Origin of the sequence: Paenibacillus radicis (ex Xue et al. 2023) (assembly GCF_024722015.1) — a bacterium.
Lineage (GTDB): Bacteria > Bacillota > Bacilli > Paenibacillales > NBRC-103111 > Paenibacillus_S.
The window spans coordinates 209896-231175 of the sequence record NZ_JANQBD010000009.1 but is presented as its reverse complement, the minus strand read 5'-3'; the positions used below and the strand labels follow the sequence as shown (position 1 = coordinate 231175).

Annotated in this window: 17 protein-coding genes; 1 reads left to right on the top strand and 16 read right to left on the bottom strand. The window is 44.2% G+C overall.

The features are described 5' to 3' along the window. Positions 1-145 precede the first annotated feature (145 nt). On the top strand, positions 146-1612 hold the full coding sequence (locus tag NV381_RS14570) for a VanW family protein (RefSeq protein WP_258214013.1): 1467 nt from the start codon (positions 146-148) through the stop codon (positions 1610-1612). Between the two features lie 364 nt (positions 1613-1976). Here the strand turns inward: NV381_RS14570 and argH are convergent, their stop codons facing one another. The 16 genes from argH to NV381_RS14490 all read right to left on the bottom strand — a co-directional run bounded on the left by argH (position 1977) and on the right by NV381_RS14490 (position 21256). Further along, positions 1977-3392, bottom strand: coding sequence for an argininosuccinate lyase (argH, locus tag NV381_RS14565; protein ID WP_258214012.1), 1416 nt, complete (start codon positions 3390-3392; stop codon positions 1977-1979). A 146-nt stretch (positions 3393-3538) separates the two neighbouring features. After that, the gene (locus NV381_RS14560) at positions 3539-4774 is read right to left on the bottom strand and encodes an argininosuccinate synthase (protein WP_258214011.1); all 1236 of its coding nucleotides are present in this window, start codon (positions 4772-4774) and stop codon (positions 3539-3541) included. Positions 4775-4814: 40 nt separating this feature from the next. After that, a complete protein-coding gene (gene argF, locus NV381_RS14555; protein ID WP_258214010.1) occupies positions 4815-5774 on the bottom strand; it encodes an ornithine carbamoyltransferase in 960 nt (319 codons plus the stop codon). Positions 5775-5913: 139 nt separating this feature from the next. Beyond that, positions 5914-7104 carry an acetylornithine transaminase gene (locus NV381_RS14550; protein ID WP_258214009.1) on the bottom strand — a complete coding sequence of 397 codons (1191 nt, stop codon included), beginning with the start codon at positions 7102-7104 and terminating at the stop codon, positions 5914-5916. A 24-nt stretch (positions 7105-7128) separates the two neighbouring features. Beyond that, a complete protein-coding gene (gene argB, locus NV381_RS14545) occupies positions 7129-7920 on the bottom strand; it encodes an acetylglutamate kinase (RefSeq protein ID WP_258214008.1) in 792 nt (263 codons plus the stop codon). Between the two features lie 677 nt (positions 7921-8597). Further along, positions 8598-9824 (bottom strand): bifunctional glutamate N-acetyltransferase/amino-acid acetyltransferase ArgJ, encoded by a 1227-nt coding sequence (gene argJ, locus NV381_RS14540; protein WP_258214007.1) that lies wholly within the window; start codon positions 9822-9824, stop codon positions 8598-8600. Between the two features lie 90 nt (positions 9825-9914). After that, positions 9915-10964: an N-acetyl-gamma-glutamyl-phosphate reductase gene (gene argC / locus NV381_RS14535; protein WP_258214006.1), complete on the bottom strand. Its 1050-nt coding sequence runs from the start codon at positions 10962-10964 to the stop codon at positions 9915-9917. A gap of 244 nt (positions 10965-11208) precedes the next feature. Beyond that, a complete protein-coding gene (locus NV381_RS14530; protein ID WP_258214005.1) occupies positions 11209-12186 on the bottom strand; it encodes a copper amine oxidase N-terminal domain-containing protein in 978 nt (325 codons plus the stop codon). Positions 12187-12492: 306 nt separating this feature from the next. Next, positions 12493-13248, bottom strand: coding sequence for a hypothetical protein (locus tag NV381_RS14525; protein WP_258214004.1), 756 nt, complete (start codon positions 13246-13248; stop codon positions 12493-12495). Between the two features lie 57 nt (positions 13249-13305). Further along, complete coding sequence (locus tag NV381_RS14520; RefSeq protein WP_258214003.1) at positions 13306-14535, bottom strand: ABC transporter permease; 1230 nt, start codon at positions 14533-14535, stop codon at positions 13306-13308. 1 nt (position 14536) lies between these two features. Continuing rightward, a complete protein-coding gene (locus NV381_RS14515) occupies positions 14537-15217 on the bottom strand; it encodes an ABC transporter ATP-binding protein (protein WP_258214002.1) in 681 nt (226 codons plus the stop codon). Positions 15218-15344: 127 nt separating this feature from the next. Continuing rightward, entirely contained in the window at positions 15345-16220 is an 876-nt protein-coding gene (locus NV381_RS14510; RefSeq protein WP_258214001.1) for an SDR family oxidoreductase, read from the bottom strand. Beyond that, the gene (locus NV381_RS14505) at positions 16221-17459 is read right to left on the bottom strand and encodes a glycosyltransferase family 4 protein (RefSeq protein ID WP_258214000.1); all 1239 of its coding nucleotides are present in this window, start codon (positions 17457-17459) and stop codon (positions 16221-16223) included. It lies immediately after the preceding gene. Continuing rightward, positions 17456-19426 (bottom strand): heparinase II/III family protein, encoded by a 1971-nt coding sequence (locus NV381_RS14500; RefSeq protein WP_258213999.1) that lies wholly within the window; start codon positions 19424-19426, stop codon positions 17456-17458. The genes NV381_RS14505 and NV381_RS14500 overlap by 4 nt, the downstream gene beginning before the upstream one ends. Then, positions 19423-19983, bottom strand: coding sequence for a sugar transferase (locus NV381_RS14495; RefSeq protein WP_258213998.1), 561 nt, complete (start codon positions 19981-19983; stop codon positions 19423-19425). Before NV381_RS14495 ends, NV381_RS14500 begins: the two co-directional genes overlap by 4 nt. Next, the gene (locus NV381_RS14490; RefSeq protein WP_258213997.1) at positions 19967-21256 is read right to left on the bottom strand and encodes a nucleotide sugar dehydrogenase; all 1290 of its coding nucleotides are present in this window, start codon (positions 21254-21256) and stop codon (positions 19967-19969) included. Before NV381_RS14490 ends, NV381_RS14495 begins: the two co-directional genes overlap by 17 nt. Positions 21257-21280 lie beyond the last annotated feature (24 nt).

Below are 21280 nucleotides of genomic sequence, written 5' to 3'. Positions count from 1 at the left end.
ACATATTTTCACATTTTGTGCGGATTTTTGAAAGAATGCATTCATTTATTTTTATATAGGAAACTTCCACTGAGTGCCGCATATACATAACTTGTACGGGCACGGCTTGTCAATCATTAGGCTTGAAAAAAAGGAGACGTATCCCATGGTGCGTTATCGTGTTTCTATTCGTTATCTCCTGGTTGGCTTGCTGCTTTTTGCTGCGTCCGCCTGCGCTTCAATGGCTTGGTATGGATTGCGCGATGAGCTTCCGCATGGACTAACCATAAATAATTGGAATGTAGGAGGCACTCCGCTTACGGAGCTTGAGCGCCAGCTGACGCTCAAGAGAGAGCAGATGCTGCAGCAAATCGTTCGTCTGAACAGCACGCAGCCTAATGTTCCTTTGCAGCCCGCCGATTGGACAATGGAGCAGCTGGGGCTGGATATCCCTCTTCAGCCATTACTAGCTCGTTTCGAACCGCTGAGATCAGGCTCTCCATTTCAACGGGCCGTATATCGGTGGAAGCTGCGCGATCAGAAGTGGACGCTCTCTTTCGACATGGATGCATCCATACTGCAGAAAACATTAAAAAGAGGGTTTCCCGCCCTTTATGAGGCACAGCCCCAGGATGCTCAAAGAATCATAGGCCCCAATGATGCAGTCAGCTACGTCCCTGAAGTTCCCGTAATGCGGATTGATGAGCAGGAACTGCTGAAGCAGTTGAGGGGAGTTATCCCCCCTATAGAGGCTGTTGCTGCCAAGAAGGAAGAGTCGCCCCTTGCAATTGCTTTACCTTTTATTAAGGAGGAGCCCAAGCTTACCGTCCCTATGCTGCAGTCGCAGAAGGTGGAGCGCAAAATCAGCGAGTTTACAACCACTTTTCTGCAAAATGGAGAAGGCCGCATTCATAACATCCGTTCCACCGCATCCTCCATCCATGATCTGATCATGAAACCAGGCGATGTATTCGACTACGCTACCTATATTGCTGAAACGGAGCAAAAGTTTGGATTCAAGGAAGCCCCCGTTATTTTGAATGGCAAGCTTGTACCGGGGATAGGAGGCGGCATTTGCCAGGTTTCCTCCACTCTTTATAACGCAGTTCTGCGCGCTGGGCTTGATATTGTAGAACGACGTAATCATTCGCTGCCGGTTAGCTATGTTCCATTAGGTCAAGATGCCACCTTTGCCAGCGGATATATTAATTTCAAGTTTCGGAACAGCACCCCCAATTATTTACTTATCCGCACTTCGACAGATGAACAAAAGATTACCGTTAAACTGTTCGGACAAATCCCGGCCGATCTGTCCTATACCATCGAGTCAAAAACTGTTCAAACCTTGCCCTCTCCGCTCAAATACGTAGTGAATCCGAGACTGCCTAACGGAAAACAAGAAAAAATTAGTGATGGCAAGCCAGGTTACATAGTAGAAACATACCGTTATAAAATGAAAGACGGGGTTACCGTCAGTCAAGAACGTATCTCACGCGACACTTACTCGGCTCAGCCTACTGTGATTGCAAGAAATCAAGCGGGTGTACCTGAAGGGCAGGAGGCTCCGAATCCTTCGCGTCAACCGCAGACACCTTTGCTTGAAGACGGGATTAAAGGACCTGTTTTCAGATAGGCGTGTGCAAGAGAGTATAGTTACGCTTCAGATGAGGACTATTGTATTTGAACCTATTGAAGCGGTGAAACCGGAGGTCGATGCTGGATCTGGAGCGCCCCCTCCCGCTGTGGACTCAGGTCATGCATAGATGTTCCGTCTGTAGCAGCATTGATGGATATGAATCAAACAATAATCGTTTTGTGGATAAGAATGATCAAGTTGCAGACTTATCCACAAAGTTATCAACAAAATACCCGTTTCTGTCCACAACATATCCACATCCTTTATATATTGTGAACAGTTAAACAATAACAAATAGCCCAAGCCAGGAGTTATTCCCTGCTTGGGCTATTATTGGAAAGGAGCCAGATAAGTAGGTACCTTATCTGCTTTTGTTAAAAAACTGCTCGAACCATTCATTCATCTGATCCTTCACGGCTTCAGCACGAGCAATAGCTTCACTCACTTGGTTAGTCGCTGTGCCGCCATACACGTTACGAGCATTCACCACTTGCTCTGGCTGAAGCACATTGTATATGTCCTGCTCAAACAGCTTGGAGAACTGGTGGTACTCCTCGAGCTTCAAGTCCAGCAAAAACTTCTGGTTCTGGATACAATACAGCACGGTTTTACCGATGACTTCATGCGCCTGACGGAACGGAAGTCCCTTGTTTACCAAATAATCGGCAATGTCTGTCGCATTGGAGAAGTCTTGATTCACGGCTTGACGCATCCGGTCCTTGTTCACCTTCATCGTACTGACCATCGGTGCGAACAACTGGAGCGCTCCTTGCAGAGTACGGACGGTATCGAACATGCCTTCCTTGTCTTCCTGCATATCTTTGTTGTACGCTAGCGGCAAAGATTTCAGCACGGTCAGCAGGCCGAACAGGTTGCCGTATACGCGGCCAGTTTTCCCCCGGACAAGCTCGGGCACGTCCGGATTTTTCTTCTGCGGCATAATGCTGCTGCCGGTGCAGAAGGCGTCATCGAGTTCCACGAAGCGGAACTCGGTGCTTGACCACAGCACCATTTCCTCCGACAAGCGGGAAAGGTGCATCATGATCATCGAAGCATTCGACAGAAATTCGATGATGAAATCGCGATCGCTCACCGCATCGAGCGAGTTCTCGTACACGCCATCGAAGCCAAGCTGCTGCGCTACGTAGTGGCGGTCGATCGGGAACGTTGTTCCCGCCAGGGCCCCTGCACCAAGCGGTAGCACGTTAATGCGCTTGTAGCTGTCCTGCAAGCGCTCGATATCGCGCTGGAACATCGACACGTACGCCATCAGATGATGGGCGAACAAGATTGGCTGCGCACGCTGCAGATGGGTGTAGCCCGGCACAATCGTGTCGAGGTTGCCCTTCGCCTGCTCGATCAAAGCATCCTGCAGCTTGTTCAGCAAGCCGACGAATTCAACCACACGCTTGCGCAAATACAGATGCATATCGGTTGCCACTTGATCGTTGCGGCTGCGTCCAGTGTGCAGCTTGCCGCCTACCGGCCCAACCTCGTCGATCAAAGCCTTCTCGATATTCATATGAATATCTTCGTCGCTGACCGAGAACTCCATTTCGCCGCGGCGAATGATGTTCTGAACCTTGTGCAGTCCGTCCTTAATCTTCTCCACATCATCCAGCGGCAAAATCCCGCACTTACCAAGCATCGTCACATGAGCCAAGCTGCCTTGAATATCTTCCTCGGCCAGCTCCTTATCGAATAAAATAGAGGCTGTATACTCCTCTACCAGCTGATCTGTTTTCTTCGTAAATCGTCCACCCCAAAGCTTTGACACTTTTATTGCCCCTTTCTAAACGTCTTCCATCAGGAAAAACTTACTGTCCATGTACATTCGTATACACAATGCAAGGCCTCCCTACTTGGGGTAGGAAAGCCTGCATCGCTAAGCTACTGCATCTCGGCAGCAGCGCATTTCATTGCTTATTTCGCGTTTTGCTGTACCCCGGAGGATACTTTAAGGCGTAGCGCGTTCAAACGGATGAACCCTGTAGCATCACCTTGGTTGTAAGCTTGTGTCGGGTCCGCTTCCATTGTCGCAATGTTCGGATTGTACAAGCTAACAGGGCTTTGTACGCCTGCTCCGATTACATTGCCTTTGTACAGCTTCAAACGCACCGTACCGGTAACGTTTTTCTGGCTCTCCGTTACCAGAGCTTGAACAGCCAAACGCTCTGGCGCGAACCAGAAGCCGTTGTACACCAACGTAGCATAGCGGGAGATCAAGGAATCACGCAGACTCATAACCTCACGGTCCATGGTCAATGATTCCATTTTGCGGTGAGCTGTGAACAAAATCGTTCCACCCGGAGTTTCGTACACGCCGCGGCTCTTCATGCCGACAAAACGGTTTTCAACCATATCAACACGGCCTACACCGTGCTTGCCGCCCAACTCGTTCAAGCGATCCATAACCTGCAGCGGCTCCATACGGTCACCGTTCAGACCAACGCAATTCCCTTGCTCGAAATTAAGCTCTACATACTCAGCTTGGTCGGGAGCATCCTCAGGATCAACGCTCAGCACAAACATATCCTTGTTATCCGTTGCGCTTGGATCAAACCAAGGATCCTCCAGCATGCCGCTCTCAAAGCTGATATGCAGCAGGTTGCGGTCTGTCGAATACGGCTTGGAAGCAGATGCGGTTACCGGAATGCCGTGCTTTTCCGCATAAGCGATCATTTCCGCACGTCCCGGGAATGACTCGCGGAACTCATCCAAACGCCAAGGAGCAATAACTTCCAGCTCAGGAGCCAAAGCAGCCGCTGTCAGCTCGAAGCGAACTTGGTCATTTCCTTTGCCAGTAGCACCATGAGCGATTGCAGTTGCACCTTCCATGCGAGCAATTTCAACCATACGCTTAGCAATAAGTGGACGAGCAATACTCGTACCGAGCAAATATTGCCCTTCATAGAGAGCGCCTGCTTGAAACATCGGGTAGATGAAATCTTTAGCAAACTCCTCTTGAAGATCGTCGATGTAAATTTTGGAAGCACCGGTAGCCAGAGCTTTTTCTTCCAGTCCGTCCAGCTCATCTCTTTGTCCGATATCTGCCGTGAATGCGATGATTTCCGCATCATAAGTTTCTTTTAACCATTTTAAAATAACCGATGTATCCAAACCGCCTGAATAGGCGAGTACGATTTTTTGCTTTGCCATTTTACTGGTCTCCTTTTAGTCTGAAATAATCCCGAATAACTTACATAATTGCTGCCATGATAGCCTTTTGAGCATGCAGACGGTTCTCAGCTTGGTCGAAAATAATTGAATTTGGACCATCAATGACGCCCTCGCTCACTTCTTCACCGCGATGCGCAGGCAAACAATGCATGAACAGATAATCTTTTTTCGCCAGCTTCACCAGCTCTTCGTTTACTTGGAAGTTCTGGAATGCGAGCTCGCGATCCTTCTGCTCTTCTTCAAAGCCCATGCTCGCCCACACATCCGTGTAGACAACATCCGCACCTTCGATAGCTTCTTTAGGATCGTAACCTACGTAGAGCTTAGCCCCATTCTGATTCGCAACATCCTGCGTCGATTGGATAATCCGCTTATCCGGTTCATAGCCTTGCGGCGATGCCACAGCAAAATCAATTCCAAGCTTCGCAGCACCCATCATCAAGGAATGCACCATGTTATTGCCATCCCCGATGTAAGCTACCTTCAGCCCGCGCAAACGTCCTTTATGCTCCAGAATCGTCTGGTAATCCGCCAAAGCTTGGCATGGATGTGAACGCTCAGTCAAGCCATTAATAACAGGAATCGTCGCCCCTCTAGCCAGATCAATGACCTTGCGATGAGCGTGGGTGCGAATCATAATGCCGTCCAAATAACGGGACATGGTTTGTGCAGTATCATAGACTGTCTCGCCTCGACCCAGCTGCAGATCATTTTTGCTTAAAAATAAAGCCTGACCTCCAAGCTGATACATTCCCACTTCGAACGAAACACGTGTACGTGTAGAGGATTTCTCAAAAATCATACCGAGCGTCTTCCCCTTAAGTGGATGGTACGTCTCGCCCGCTTTCAACTTGCTTTTCAGCTCAATGGCCAAATCGATCAAATACTGAAGCTCCTCTGTCGAAAAATCGGACATTCCGAGGAAGTCTCTGCCTTTAAGTTCAACAGCCAGCTGCTGCTTTGTTTCCGTTTCTGCCAATAGTCTCGCCCCTTTCGCCCTACGTGAATATCCTTCATGCTGCTGTTACGTCTTTCAAGGAGAATGACTACTCACTGCTGCACGAATGAGATATTCATCCGGGATTTTTATCTGGTCGTTCTTGCTCTAAATTAATACCTTATACCGCAGCGGCAGCTTGCTTGCTTAATACCGCACAAACTACTTCTAATCCACGGTCTATATCTTCCTTGGCAATTACAAGGCTTGGCGCTAATCTAATGACGTTCGGGCCTGCTGATACAACAAGTACACCCTGTTCTTGAATCACAGTGATCAGATCTGCTACAGGCTGGGTGCACTCAATTCCAATCAACATTCCCAAGCCGCGTACTTCCTTAACCAATGGATTACCCGCTAATTTAGCGTTTAATGTGCTCACGATATATCCACCCAGCTCTTCAGCGCGCTGCGGCAGCTTCTCTTCAAGCATTGTCTCCATAGTAGCAATTCCAGCCGCTGTAGACAAATAGTTGCCGCCAAAGGTGGAGCCGTGGCTACCCGCTGAAAAAGCTTGACGAAGCTTCTCTTTACCAAGCATTGCGCCGATCGGCATACCGCTGCCAAGACCTTTTGCCAATGTAAAAATGTCCGGCTCAATGCCAAAATTCTCGTAGGCGAACATTTTGCCAGTACGACCTATACCTGTCTGAATTTCATCGACAATCAGCAGCAAACCGCGTTGCTCGCAAAGCTCGGCTACCTTCTGTATAAAAGCAGGCTCGGCCGGAATAACGCCGCCTTCTCCCTGCACCATTTCGATCATAATTGCGCATGTTTTCGGGCTGATCATCTTTTCCAAAGCTTCCGCGTTATTATAAGGCGCGTATACAAAGCCTTCAGGTAGAGGTGCAAAGCCTTCCTTCACCTTATCCTGCCCCGTTGCTGTCAATGTCGCCAAAGTCCGTCCATGGAAAGATTGGTGGAATGTGATGATTTCGTATTGATCGGGCTTGCCGACAATTTTTTGAAAATAACGACGCGCTAATTTGATAGCCGCTTCATTCGCTTCAGCCCCGCTGTTGCAGAAAAACACCGCGTCTCCACAGCTGTTATCTGTCAGAAGCTTAGCGAGCTTTTCCTGATTCGGAATATGAAAAAGGTTGCTCGTATGCCAGAGCGTATCCACCTGCTCTTTTAAGCGTTCTGTAACCTGCTTGGGAGCATGGCCCAGATTAGTAACGGCTAGTCCGCACATGAGGTCTAAGTATTCTTTGCCATTCTCATCCCACAACCGGCTGCCTTCCCCTTTAACGAACGCCAACGCATAACGGCCATAATTCGGAAACAGTGAGCTAGCTCCCTCTCCCATGCTTGAATCACTCCTTAATTATAATTATTTCACAATGCGTGTGCCGATCGCTGCGCCTTTGATAACCCGGCTCAGCACCTCCGGCTCCGCCCCGTTCACTATGATCACTTCACGCACCTTGCCTTGAATGCATTGTACAGCTGCACGAACCTTCGGTATCATTCCGCCGTAGATTTCACCGCTCTCGATCATTTCATCAATTTCCTGAACGGTTACAGAGGATAAAACCTTCTTCTCCCCATTAACGGTCTTCATAATGCCTGGAACATCCGTTACCACAATCATTCGCTCCACGCCTAATTGCGAAGCAACCGCTCCAGCTGCCGTATCTGCATTAATGTTATAACGCTGTCCGCCGTCAGTCCCCAAACCAATTGGCGCAATGACCGGCATATAGCCCATCTTGATGATACCTTGAACCAGCTCCGCATTCACTCCTGTTACGTCGCCTACAAGACCTACTTCGTGGGCATTTGGTACTGGCTCCGCTTGAATAAGATGCCCATCCACACCGGATAGACCAAGAGCCTTCGCACCCGAAAGCTGTATTTTACGCACGATCTCTTTGTTAATCTGGCCTGCTAGCACCATTTCAACCACATCGAGCACGGCTTCATTCGTTTTGCGCAAACCATTAACAAACTCCGTCTCGATCCCGAGCTTGGCTAGCGTTTCCGATATCGCCGGACCGCCTCCATGCACAATAACCGGTATAATAGCTTCATCCTGCAGCCGTTTCATATCACTGAAAAAAGAATCCGGAAGCGCGGCCAGCGTACTGCCGCCGCATTTCATGACGAAACACATGGCACTCATCGTCTTTTCCCCCACCCAAGCCCTCCCCACCGGGAGGGTTCCAAGGGTTTCGCCCTCTGGACACCCGCCGTGTTGGGGAGGGAGATTTGTTTATTGCTAATTTCCCCCACCCAAACCCTCCCCGCCGGGAGGGCTCCAAGGGCCCCGCCCTCTGGACACCCGCTAGGTTGGGGTGGGAGACTTGTTTGATGCTAATTTCCCCCACCCAAACCCTCCCCGCCGGGAGGGCTCCAAGGGCTCCGCTCTCTGGACACCCGCTAGGTTGGGGTGGGAGACTTGTTTGATGCTGCTAAGATACTTTAACAGGTACCAGCCGCTTTTGTCCCTACGGGACACGCTCTACATTAGGTGCTCCTGCATAGAAATCTTATTTAACTGGAATTTTTGCAGCTAATTCAGCCTTAACATCGTTAAAAAGGAGATTAACTGGAAAAGCTCCATCAAAATGTAGCATTCATTGTAAAAAACACCGTAAAGGACTATATTAGCTGGAGGATTTCCCGTTATTTATGGTATTGAACCCAAATGTCCCACTATTAACGGGGGATTTTCCTGCTAAACATGCAACAGAAACGGGTTGTTTACTTTCTTCAAGTTCTCGTTTGTGTTAAGCCTTCTAATTCTTATAACCTTTATATAGAAGCTTATTGCTACCCGACCCTATCCTATTACCCGTCTTAAGTCCGGTAAGCGGCGTTGATGCGCACGTAATCATAAGTTAAGTCGCAACCCCAAGCAGTAGCCGACTCGCTACCCATGTTAAGATTGACCACAATCTGAACCAGCTCGCCCTTCAAGTAAGCAGCTGCGCGTTCCTCATCGAACTTCACAGGTCGCGATTGCTCGAGAACCACGTTATCGCCTAAGCGGATATCGACAGTCTCGGTGTTAACCGGCTGACCGGAACGGCCAACTGCAGCAATAATACGGCCCCAGTTCGCATCAGCGCCGAAGCAAGCGGTCTTCACCAGGCTTGAGCCGATGACCGTCTTCGCGATGGCACGAGCCGCTTCCTGTGAAGCAGCGCCTAACACGCTTACTTCGATCAGCTTCGTTGCGCCCTCACCATCACGTGCAATGGCTTTCGCCAAATATTCGCCGACATATTTAAAGCCCTCTTCGAATGCCGCCCAATCCGGATGCTCTGGAGTAAGGCCGTCATTGCCGGCCAAGCCGCTGGCCATCACTACGACCATATCGTTGGTGCTTGTGTCGCCATCTACTGTAATCATATTGAACGTTGAGTCCGTTACGCCGTTCAACAGCTTTTGCAGCTGAGCGCTCTCAATGTTCGCGTCCGTTGTCATAAAACCAAGCATCGTCGCCATGTTAGGATGGATCATGCCTGAACCCTTTGCCGCCCCTGCGATATGTACAGTCTTCCCGCCAATGGTCAGACGCACGCAAGTCATCTTCTGCACGAGGTCGGTCGTCAAAATCGCTTGGCAGAAGTCTTCTCCGCCATCTGCCTTCACCTGCGTCGGCAGCTTCTCTATGCCGCCCAACACCTTGGGCATCGGCAGCAGCTCGCCGATCACGCCTGTCGACGTCACGCCGACGTGGTGCTCGGCTACGCCAAAAGCTTCCGCTGCCGCGGTACGCATGCTGCGCGCATCGTCCTCACCCTGCTGGCCGGTGCACGCGTTGGCGTTGCCGCTGTTGACCAGCATCGCTTGCAGCTTGCCGTCTACAGCGATGCTCTCCTGCGTCACACGCAGCGGTGCCGCCTGAAATGAATTCAGCGTGTACACGCCCGCTGCCTGCGCTGGAACCTCACATACGATCACTCCGAGATCGAATCGGTTCGTCTTCTTCAACCCGCAGTGCAGTCCCCCTGCACGAAAGCCTATTGGCGTGGTGATTGTACCTTCCGGCACAACCGTAAATTGATCCTTCACCTTCATCTTCTCCTCACCCATTAGAAGTTGTTTAAAAAGTTTTTATCGCTTTTTGAAAGCTGCCTTTTTAAACATACGCCGTTGCATCTATATTATTTAAGGATATACCGGAGTGAAAGCCAATCCGGCTCCTTCGTCCCAGCCCATCATCAGATTCAAGTTTTGAACCGCTTGACCGGCCGCACCTTTTACTACGTTATCGATTACTGAAATTACAGTTAAACGCCCTGTACGCTCATCCAACGAAACACCGATATCACAATAGTTGGAGCCCCATACCTCTTTCGTAGCAGGCCATTTCCCCTTTGAACGAATCCGTACAAACCGGCGTCCTTCATAATATTGCTTGAACATCTCCAGAATTTCATCCTCTGTATGCTTCTCCTTCAGATTAACATACATCGTTGATAAAATCCCCCGAGTCATAGGCACCAAATGTGTCGTAAAAGTGACCACCACTTCTTCCCTGGCTACACGGCTCAGCACTTGCTCAATTTCAGGTGTATGCTGGTGTTTATTTACTTTATAAGCCGATAAGTTCTCGTTAACCTCCGAATAATGAGAGGACAGATTTAAACCTCTACCCGCTCCGGATACGCCCGTTTTCGAATCAATGATAACGGATGACAAATCAGCCCAACCATTGCTTATGAGCGGTACTAAACCGAGCAGCGTTGCAGTCGGGAAGCACCCTGGATTGGAAATAAAATCTGAGCCCCGCACTTCATCGGCAAAAACCTCCGACAACCCATACACCGCTTTCTCCACATATGCAGGATCTGCCGCTTTATGTTTATACCATTTCTCGTAAACCTCACCTGATTGCAAACGAAAATCCCCTGATATATCGATGACCTTCAAACCTGCGTCCAACAGCTTAGGTGCCAATTCAATAGCAACACCATGAGGTGCCGCTATGAATACAACATCCGCTTTCCGCTTAATCTCATCAATCTCGATGCCATCCAGCTTATCCAGCATAATTTGATTCAAATGCGGGTATCCATCCGCTATAGGCGTTCCAGCACTCGACGAAGAAATCACCGATGTGATCTCGACATTAGGATGTGACAGCAGCAGCCGAATCAGCTCGACCCCACCGTACCCCGTTGATCCGATAATTGCCGCTCTTAATTTTGTAGACATATCCGTTCCCTCCACATGCAAACTATGTATTATTATACATTTAAAAGCATAATAATTCAATTAAGTTTTAACTATATTTGATGCTGCTTTTTGTGCAATTTCTTATATTATATACAAAATGTCCCTATATAAGAAAAGTTTTTAATGCAGGTTCTTCTGATGAAATTGCATTCAATTTTAGGGATTGCTGATCCTTACCCTTAACAAAGTAAAGAGCCCCGAGAAAAGGGCCCTTGCCTACCGTTTATTTACCGTACTTCTTTAAAAGCGCCATATATGAGTCCGTTTGCATCTGTTCAAATTGGCTTTGATAGCTTTTTAATACAGAATCGCTTATCTTCAAACTTACTCCCTCACTAATAATAGCATCGAATTGCTTATTGCATCCAGCCGATATATTCTTAACTTCCTCCACCGCTGTCTTCCCATCTATAGCTTTACTATCATACTTGTTCACTATAACCTGTAAGTCCGCACGACAGCTATTTTCCAAAGCTCTCAGCTTGCCTTCAAGCTGAACTTCAGCAGCTGATTTGGACGAACCGCCAGATGAGCTACCGCCACCGCCACCGCCTCCACTGCCTCCGCCACCCGTTACTACAGGTGTAGTGACTGTCGTCTCACTAGGCTTAACCGGCTCTGGTTCTGTCTTAGGGGCTTCTTGTGTTTTTGCTGAGACTGTATATGTCTTCGCATCCCACTCTATCTTTTTCCCTACCGACTCAGAGAAAAAACGCAGCGGCACATACAATGAACCCTCATATATGAATCCTGGCAGGTCAGCACCAATCTCTTTACTTTTACCATCAAATATGTAACTGACTTTCTCTTTATAAGCCGCAATTTGTGTCGAGTTTAAACTAGATGTATCCGCGGGTTGACTAGAGACAGCGCCATGTACCTTTGTATTCACATTGTAGTCGTTGATAGATACGAGATCTGTCGTACTCGGCTCTTCCACTGTCACCGTGTAGGTATCTCCATCCCAACGAACCGCTTTTTTAAGAGAATACGAGATAAACCTTAATGGTACATAAGTGCTACCTTCATAAATAAAGCCCTTTTGATCAGCATGCGGTGCGAACACATCATTATCTATCACGAATTGCAAAGGAGCATAATATACATCGATCGGAGTTGGAGTTTGCTCTGCATAAACCGGACTTACCGCTCCTAACAAAAGCATAGTTGATGCGCACCATAATTTCATTTTACGAAACACTTTAATTCCCCCTCATAATTATAAAAATAACAAAATAAACCATAAAGAACAGCAAATACATGTTATACTAGTACTATTAACCTATTGAATTTCGTGACAAGGAGCTGAAAGCATGCCATTACTCACACTCAAACGTATATGGACCCCATTAGAACTATTTGGCACACAATTGTTATACGATCCCGAAGAAAAGCAATGGTATATCAAAAAACGCCGGAAACCTTTGAAAAAAATTGGCTAAGGATTATTTTACCATCCTAATTACTTGATGCCAATCTATCTATTACTTTAGTACTAGGGAATCTATTATTTTACGAGCTGGCTTTTGGCTTGCTCTGTAAAACTCTCTCTTGTCTTATCCACTTCTGTATAAAATGTAGCTCTGAATTCGTTCACACTATCCGTTGGCAAACTTTTCTCAAGCAGCTCATTTTTCATTTGAAGCAGGATCTGATTAAGCTTGGCTTGTGATTCTTCATGCAAGGTCCCTATTTGCTGAGAATAGCTGTTAAATAGCTCCGTATTGGATTGTCCGCTTTTCTTCGCTTGTGTCGCTTGATTCAACTGTGTCTGCAATTTACCCACATAATAATCTTTAAGCTGCAAAAGCTGACCGTTATATTTACCTTTAACTGTTTCTACAGTTACCGCGGCGCTATCCTCTTGCTTGGCAGGCTGCGCCTGACTTCCTTCGGACGGAGCTTCAGCCTTATTCCCTGTATTAACCTCTCCGGTGTTTTCAGCTTTCTTTGGCTCTTCTTTCAGTGGCGACATCGTTTCCTTTTGCTTATTGCCCTCCGGCTCTGTGATAGTAAGAGTTTTGGCCGCGTCTGCAGCTTTGCCGTTATTATCCGATGTATTAGTAGACACAGGAGGAGCTCCATCCGTTTGCTTCAACTCTGATGGAGGGGCTGGAACAGTTGTCGGTGCCGCTGATTCTACTTTTCCTTTTGACTCACCCGGTGATTGTTGTGATAGTTCGGATGGCTTAGACTGGACATCGCAGCCAGTAATAACAAGAAGGCCGACAATCATGGTTGCTATAAAATATGGTTTCTTCATGATGTCCCCTCCTTAAGTTTATAACTTTTGAAAAACCTGCCCTCTAACCATAAGCCTTTACTCATACCGCAATGCATCTATTGGTTTAATTCTCAATGCTTTTATGGCAGGTGAAATCCCGAACAGAATCCCTAGAACGACTGAGAACAACAAACACCATAGAATCATTTCCAATGGAAATTTAGTAGATAGTACAGGGAAGAAGCTGTGAAGAAGTCGCAACAGTCCATATGAACCAGCTAATCCAAGGACGCATCCTAAAACACTGATATACGTCGCTTCCATAAGGAACTGCAGCAGTATATCCCACCATCTGGCGCCTACCGCTTTGCGAATTCCAATTTCGCGGGTACGTTCCTTAACGGTTAGCAGCATTACGTTCATAATGCCTATTCCTCCGACTAGGAAGGAAACTCCGGTGATTCCTACTGCTATGGCTGTGACTAGGTCAGCGATGGTATTGATAATGTGGATTGCTCCGTCCGCAGCCAACAAACCGAAGTCTATGATGCCACCATGATTAGGCTTCATAACTTGACCTATTTTATCTCTGATTGTATCCAAGGAATCCATTGACTGGAATGTAAAGAATATCATCGAAGCATTCTTCAGATTAGCCGAATTAGAGACCATCGGGTATCCTGTATAAACTCTCTCATCAAAGTTAAACCCAATAAGCTGCTTCTCTTTTAGTACACCAATTACCGTAAAATCAATTCCTTTGATTTTTACTTTTTCCCCTAAAGAGTTTTCATTTTCAAAAAGCAATTGTCTTATAGTTTGTCCGAGAACAATTACAGGTGCTTCTTGTTTAGTCTCTTCCTCCGTAAAGAATCTGCCTTCTTCTAATTGTAAGGTAAACATATTCATATAATCAGGAGTTGTGCCGGTGTACATTGCTTCAACAGTCTTACTTATCCCTTGAACAGTAGTAACTGTCTCCATCTGTGGAGCTGCTCCCGTAATTTCAGGAAGCTTTTCCTTTACATCCTCTGCATCCTTATAAGTAAGCGTACTCGTCACAGAAGCAAATGATAGAAGACTCGATAAATTTGCCTGACTGATTGTCTTCCCACTGTTCAGAATCTTTCCTGGTGCGGCAATTATTTGCTGGACACCTACACTTTCCACTTGTCCTACCAAACTGATTTTAAAATTATAAAGGACAGATAATAAAAAAACTATAAGTAAGGTACTAATAGTAATCCCCAAGACCGCTAACCAAGTCCGTGTTGGATAACTCCACAAGCCACGCATTGATATTACAAGAGTCCGAAGAGATCTCATATCATTGCTCTCCTTTCTCTGGCTTGAACCACTCACCGTTCTTCAAGATGAGGATTCGCTTACCAATACGTGCTACCTCCTGATCATGAGTTACCAGAACAATAGTTTTTCCTCTATCATTTAAAGAAAGAAATATTTCTAGGACTTCCTCCTTTGAAGCAGCATCCAAATTCCCACTAGGCTCGTCGATCAACAGGAGATCGGGGTCATTAATAATGGCGCGCGCTATGGCAATCTTCTGCTTCTGTCCCCCCGATAGATTAATAATCGGTTCCTTGGCCTTGTGGATCATACCTACTTGCTCCAGGGCCTCTTTAATCCTGCGTTTTCTTTCTTTTTTATTATATGTAGAATAGAGGAGGGGAACCTCCACATTATCTTTCACACTTAGTCGAGGAATTAGCATAAATGATTGAAATACAAAACCTAGCCTTTGATTTCTGAAATCCGCTAACTGCTTTCCACCCAATCGCTGTATATTTGTTCCTTCGAATAGGTAATCACCTGATGTTGGTACGTCTAATGAACCTAATATATTCATAAGTGAGGACTTTCCCGAACCAGAAGGGCCCATAATTGAAACAAACTCTCCCCTATGAATAGATAAATTAATTCTATTAAGTATAGGAATTCTCGTGCCGGCTTCCAGTACTTCCTTAGATATATTGCTTAATTCTATCAAGAGTTTCCTCCATGCAACTGTATTTGTTTATTCTATAAAAGTCATCACTACACGCTACTTCCATCAAGACGAGATATCTCAATGAAATGTTTCCACTTTTTCAAATATATTCAAAGAAATATTAATATCAAATAATCCCCAAATCTTTCATTCGCTTTACTTCTTGACTTATACCTTCCGAGAACGATCTAGGAGAAAAGCCGAAATCCCTTTTAGCTTCAAAGTGATCAAACGCTTTATTTTCATTTAAACGCAAAATTTGTTCTGCTTTGATTTTTGGATTTTTAGAAAGTTTACTATAAAATTTTATTAAAGGAAGTACTGCTTTAACAGGGATATGTAACCTAACAGCTTTTTTATTCAAAGCTTCAAGCGTTTCTTCAATGACTTGATTATAAGTAATTGGTTGTTTGCCTGAAACATTGTATGCTTTACGAATGGCTTCCTCTGTGTTTACAGCTTTCAAAATTGCATCGGCAAGATCATCTACATGGATCGGTTGTTGCAATGAATTCCCATTTCCAGCGATCGGAATCATTGGATATTTATTAAGAGTTTTAATAAGCCTGCACATATTTCTATCACGTTCTGTACCATAAATCATGGTAGGCCGAATAATAGTATAGTTCAAATTACTTCCTTTCACAGTATTCTCAGCTGCTATACGTACCACTTTGGTCTTAGCTTCTAAAGTTGTGAACAATGCAGTTGTACTCACAAAAACCGCCCGTCTAACTCCTGCTCTTTGCGCTTCTCCGACAATAATCGGTGCATGTCCAAATCCTAAAGAAGCAATGTTAATTAAGGTGTGGACTCCCTCTAATGCTTTTCGATAGGTTTCTGTGTCCTCAAATGAACCGTAAGCCACCTCTACCCGATTTAAATCTAGTGACTTGATATCGCTAGTTTCCCTAACAAAACAGCGAATTTCCACATCTTTTTGTACAAGTTTTTTAATCAGGTGACTACCTGTAAAACCGGTTGCCCCTGTAATGAGTAACATTTAAATAACACCTCCATGCAAATCTTCAATGATGGTTAAGTACTTTTGTGCCAAGGCTTCCCTTGAATAATACTCCTTCACAAAATTATATCCATTCTCACTTAGATTCTCCCTGAGCATGGGGTCTTCAAGAATCGCCAACGTAGCATCTACAATTTCATCTACATTTTCAGGCTCCACGATAATTGCACCTTTCGAATTTCTTAATATTTCCTCTGCCTCCCCAGACAATGAAGCTATTATAGGACAACCACTTCCGAGGATCTCAAACATTTTTGAGGGGATATATGATTTGAACATTTGCAAATTACGCAGTGGTACGAAGCTCAACTCTGCTTCCGCATAAAAAGCCGGTATTCTTTCTTTAGGTTGGGAAGAAATAAATTGAATGTTACTTAAAGCTAATTCATCAGCCATAAGCTGTAATTTTTTCTTCTCAGAACCTTCACCAACAAAAACAATTAAAAAATCTTTAACATTTTCAATTCTCTTGGCAACGTGAATCAACGTCGATAGCCCTTGTGATATGCCGTGGGCTCCCACATACAAAAAAATTTTTTTGTTTCCCCATCCGAATTCTTTCCTTAAACTAGCATCTTTAAGATTAAGTCTCTTATTAAAGATTTCCATATCGACACCATTTGTTACAATATCGATTTTGCTTTCAGGAATTCCTCTCATAGCGATCTGATCTTTAAATGCTCTCGTCACCACAACAACCTTTTTACTTCTGTGATAAAGGAACATTTCCAATGATTCGAGGACACGAATTATCCCTCTACTTTTAAGAATGCCGAGTTTTACAATCGCATCAGGCCATAGATCTCTTACCTCAAAAATGTATGGTGTTTTTTTAAAAACACTATATAAATATCCTGAAACAACTGAGAACAATGTAGGTGAGCTTACAATTACGATGTCGGGCTTTTCAATTCGAAACATGCTCAGAACAACAGAAGAAACCATAAATGATAAATGTCCTAACGTTTTCTTAACAAATCCTTCATTAGGAGTAGCATAAACATAATTTCTATATATCTTAATCCCTTCCACGATCTCCACCATAAAAGACTTTCCTCTATATTCAGATGGAATTCTCCCTGTTGGGTGATTCGGAAAACAAGTAATAACACTTACTTCATGTCCATGATCCACCCATCTCTTTGCCATTTCAAATAACCTTGCGGACGGAGCACCAATCTCGGGATAGAAGTAATGACAGATTACAGCTATTTTCATTTTCTATTCCCTTCTTCAATTACCCGATACTGTAGTTCATGATCATAAGAAAGAAGGGTAGTTGAGTTTGTATAAGTGATCTCATAATTACTATTTTTTTTATTAATTGACACAAAATCACCCTTTAAATCAATTACATAGCCAATAAAATGGTTCCCATGATTAACTTGCATCTCCATCATTAGATACAGATTAGGGTGCTTCACACTAAATTCCGGGGAGTACTGCCCTTGAAGCAACTTGACATTCATTCCCTGAGATGAAAAAGGAGTAATCCCAACCTTGCATCCGTCACATTCTGCTACGAAGCTATTACCTTGAGCATACAAGTTTACATTAGGATCAAAATGAATATAACTTTCCAGCTTATGATTACCACTTACCTCTAGCTCATCGATTACTAGCATCATCGTATCTTCCATAATAAAAATTAATCTGGTAGGATATAAATTTTTGTATTTATAACCATCATGTACTGCTTTTAGAACCCAAAAATTATCAGTAACCTTATTTTCTACTTGTACTGGCTTCGCTCTTCTAGCCATCCGAAAGTTACCATAGACGTCTGTTTGGTTCTCTCCATCAAGTATTAAGCAGTTGTGTGCACGAGTACCCCTAAATATATTCCGTTCTTCCCCTTGATACTCATAGATACCTGAGTCTACGACCCACCTTCTTCCAAACAATGATAGTTCATAGGAGCCAAAATCCGCATGAGCGTGAGCAGGAAGAAAATCGGGTGAAGGTACTCCAGCATCCGCAATTAGAAAAATGTTGTTATTTCTATACACATAATATCCACTTTCTTTTGCATTGAAGTTCGTTGCCTCTTGAGCAGAAGATCTTTTAACATCCTGAGTATTAATAAGAAAAAAATCAACCACATTTTCAAGTATATCATCTTGGAAGGCCTCTCCAATACCAAGACTGCTAGCATGAATGCGCAAGGTTCCAGGAGATGGTGCAATTCCAAACGCAGAATCATTAAATAGAGGGATTTCCCCATCTGGATGTAACACCTTATTGTGGAATTCCACCATACTCTTTATTTTCAAAATAACATTCTCCGGAACAGATTTCCCATTAAGCTGCAAAATCTGAATAATCTCTAAGTAGTCCCTAAGAACGATTTGATGATACATAGGCGTTCTTTCATAATGCCCACCATCTTCTAATACTTGTTCTTGTAGTTGGCTCCATAATACACTTAATCCTTTGTTTAAAAACTTAATTGCTAGTGGATGTTCTAGCAATAGCCCAGATAACACCAAAGCTCTACCATTTTCGATCAAATGATTTCCCATAACATCCCATTCTAAATTTCGGGATAAGAATAATGATTGAATGAAATAACTTTGAGTAAATACATCCCTCAAAATAGCATCCTTCAAAATCAACGGTTTAAATAACTCATAAGCATAAGACCAGTTAACAAGTCTTAAAGAAATCGTGTAAGGGTGCCAACCATCTCCGATTCCAATCTGATCATTATGATTAATCCAATCTAGCACATAACGCTTAAATTGATTGTAACTATCTAGGTTAGAAGGAAAGAGTCTCCAGTAACAGCCCAAAGTTATGCCATATTCAAAGTAATGCAAATTATATCTCCATAAATGTGGTAACTTTGAATCATTCCATCCTAATTTACCTGGAAAATTATGCATCATATTAATAAATGTAAAAGAACCTGAATTGATTTCACGAACCTCTTTTTTCAAATCCTCAAGATATGCCTGATTAATGATTGTGTGAAATTCTCTTTCAACAACAGGCAACCCGATAAAATCTGTTTTTATTGTTGGAGAACTCTTTAGTATTTCTCGGTAATATTGCTTCATTCGGATTAATCGAAGAGGATAAACGATTTTACGCTTACCCATAAAAGCAAATCTATGTGCAATTTGTTTTCTACTTAGATGTCTGGTTGTTTCATATAGCCTCTTCAACTTCATTATGCCCTTCATGCTTTGACACCTTTGGCTGCAATCGTAGAAGAGACCGTTTTGAACATAATCTTGAAATCAAACCAAATAGATTGATGCTTCAAATAATAGTAATCTAGTCGTGCTTTCTGCTCCTCTGAGATATCATCTCTACCGTTGATTTGCGCCCATCCCGTTAACCCTGGAGGAATTTGATGAATTCCCAATTCTTTTCGGACTTGAATTAACTCATTTTGATTGTACAATGCAGGCCTCGGTCCGACCAAACTCATTTCGCCGCGGATAATATTAAAAATTTGAGGTATTTCGTCTAAACTAGTCTTTCTCAAAACCCGCCCTACTCGTGTAATATACACAGAAGGATCTGCTAACAAATGAGTGGGAAGATTAGGGGTATCTGTACGCATGGTTCTAAACTTATAAATTGTAAATAGCTTATTATCAATACCAACTCGTTGTTGTTTAAATACAATAGGACCTTTAGAATCTGATTTAATAGCGATACAAATAATAATAAATATGGGAAGAAGAAGAAGAAGGGCTACTAATGATAGACTTATATCAATAAACTTTTTCAACTACCTCACCTTCCATTAAACGGTTATCATAATTTCCAAGTCTATGCACTTGCATTTTTATACATGGACTTGATATGCAGTTTTTAGTATCCAGTATAATAGGAGTACTCATTAATCTAGCCAAATCATCATAGTTAACCTGCTTGAACTCGTTGTGATCAGCTAAGATAACAGCGCAGTCCGCTCCAGTTAAAGCCTCCTCTAGAGATTGTGCTAGCCGTTCGTGAAAATGTTTCACATGTGGGTCGTATATAGAAAATAAGATACCTTCATTTTGTAAGATTTCTAGAATTTCTAAGGCTGGACTTTCACGGACGTCATCAATATTTCCTTTGTAGGTAATACCTAGGACGGCAACCTTTCTTGGATTAACATGACAAATTTTATGCATTTGATCAACTACAAATATAGGCATGGAGTTATTGATTTCCCTAGCCAACATGATCATCTTGGCTTCTTCGGGTGCCTTCTCAATAATAAAATAAGGGTCTACGGCGATGCAATGACCACCGACTCCAGGGCCAGGTTGGTGAATATTCACACGAGGATGCTTATTGGCCATCTTAATGACCTCTAATGCATTGACCCCTAATCGTTCCGAGATCATCGTCAATTCGTTCGCAAGTGCAATATTTACATCGCGAAAGGTGTTTTCCATTAACTTTGCCATTTCTGCTGAGGTTGCATCTGTTTTGTATATTTCACCTTTTACAAAGGACTGGTAGACTTCCGCTGCTTTATGAGCCGAAATATCGTTAATGCCACCCACAATGCGATTATTATGCACCAATTCTATTAAAATCTGTCCAGGAAGAACGCGCTCCGGGCAATGGGCTACATAAAGTTCAGTTCCTAATTCTAATCCGGTCTGTTTCAGTATCGGATTGACTACATCAGTGATTGTTCGGGGTGGAATCGTAGACTCCACAATAACAATATTTCCACTGCATACAAATGGAACAATCGCATTAGTCGCAGCCTCAACATAAGACAAATCAGCTTTTTGTTCCTGAGATATTGGTGTTGGAACCGCTATGATATAAACATCTGCTTTCTCCGGCTGTGATTGTGCACGAAGATTTCCTTTTTCGACTGCTGAACGGACGAATCCCTGCAGACCGGGTTCTTCTATAGTTATTTCACCGTGATTGAGAGCACCGACGACGTTCTCATTTACATCGACACCTATAACCTCATGTCCATGGTTTGCGAACATAGCGGAAGTAGGCAAACCGATATAGCCCATCCCAAGAACGCAGATTTTTTTTTTCATATTGACTCCCCTATCCGGTTGCAC

What these genes read in the sequence shown, in the direction of transcription:
- argJ (WP_258214007.1), bottom strand. Translation starts at nt 9,824, where the DNA reads ATGAAGGTGAAGGATCAATTTACGGTTGTGCCGGAAGGTACAATCACC.
- NV381_RS14510 (WP_258214001.1), bottom strand. Translation starts at nt 16,220, where the DNA reads ATGTTACTCATTACAGGGGCAACCGGTTTTACAGGTAGTCACCTGATT.
- argC (WP_258214006.1), bottom strand. Translation starts at nt 10,964, where the DNA reads ATGTCTACAAAATTAAGAGCGGCAATTATCGGATCAACGGGGTACGGT.
- NV381_RS14560 (WP_258214011.1), bottom strand. Translation starts at nt 4,774, where the DNA reads ATGGCAAAGCAAAAAATCGTACTCGCCTATTCAGGCGGTTTGGATACA.
- argB (WP_258214008.1), bottom strand. Translation starts at nt 7,920, where the DNA reads ATGAGTGCCATGTGTTTCGTCATGAAATGCGGCGGCAGTACGCTGGCC.
- NV381_RS14550 (WP_258214009.1), bottom strand. Translation starts at nt 7,104, where the DNA reads ATGGGAGAGGGAGCTAGCTCACTGTTTCCGAATTATGGCCGTTATGCG.
- NV381_RS14505 (WP_258214000.1), bottom strand. Translation starts at nt 17,459, where the DNA reads ATGAAAATAGCTGTAATCTGTCATTACTTCTATCCCGAGATTGGTGCT.
- NV381_RS14490 (WP_258213997.1), bottom strand. Translation starts at nt 21,256, where the DNA reads ATGAAAAAAAAAATCTGCGTTCTTGGGATGGGCTATATCGGTTTGCCT.
- NV381_RS14500 (WP_258213999.1), bottom strand. Translation starts at nt 19,426, where the DNA reads ATGAAGGGCATAATGAAGTTGAAGAGGCTATATGAAACAACCAGACAT.
- NV381_RS14570 (WP_258214013.1), top strand. Translation starts at nt 146, where the DNA reads ATGGTGCGTTATCGTGTTTCTATTCGTTATCTCCTGGTTGGCTTGCTG.
- NV381_RS14525 (WP_258214004.1), bottom strand. Translation starts at nt 13,248, where the DNA reads ATGAAGAAACCATATTTTATAGCAACCATGATTGTCGGCCTTCTTGTT.
- NV381_RS14520 (WP_258214003.1), bottom strand. Translation starts at nt 14,535, where the DNA reads ATGAGATCTCTTCGGACTCTTGTAATATCAATGCGTGGCTTGTGGAGT.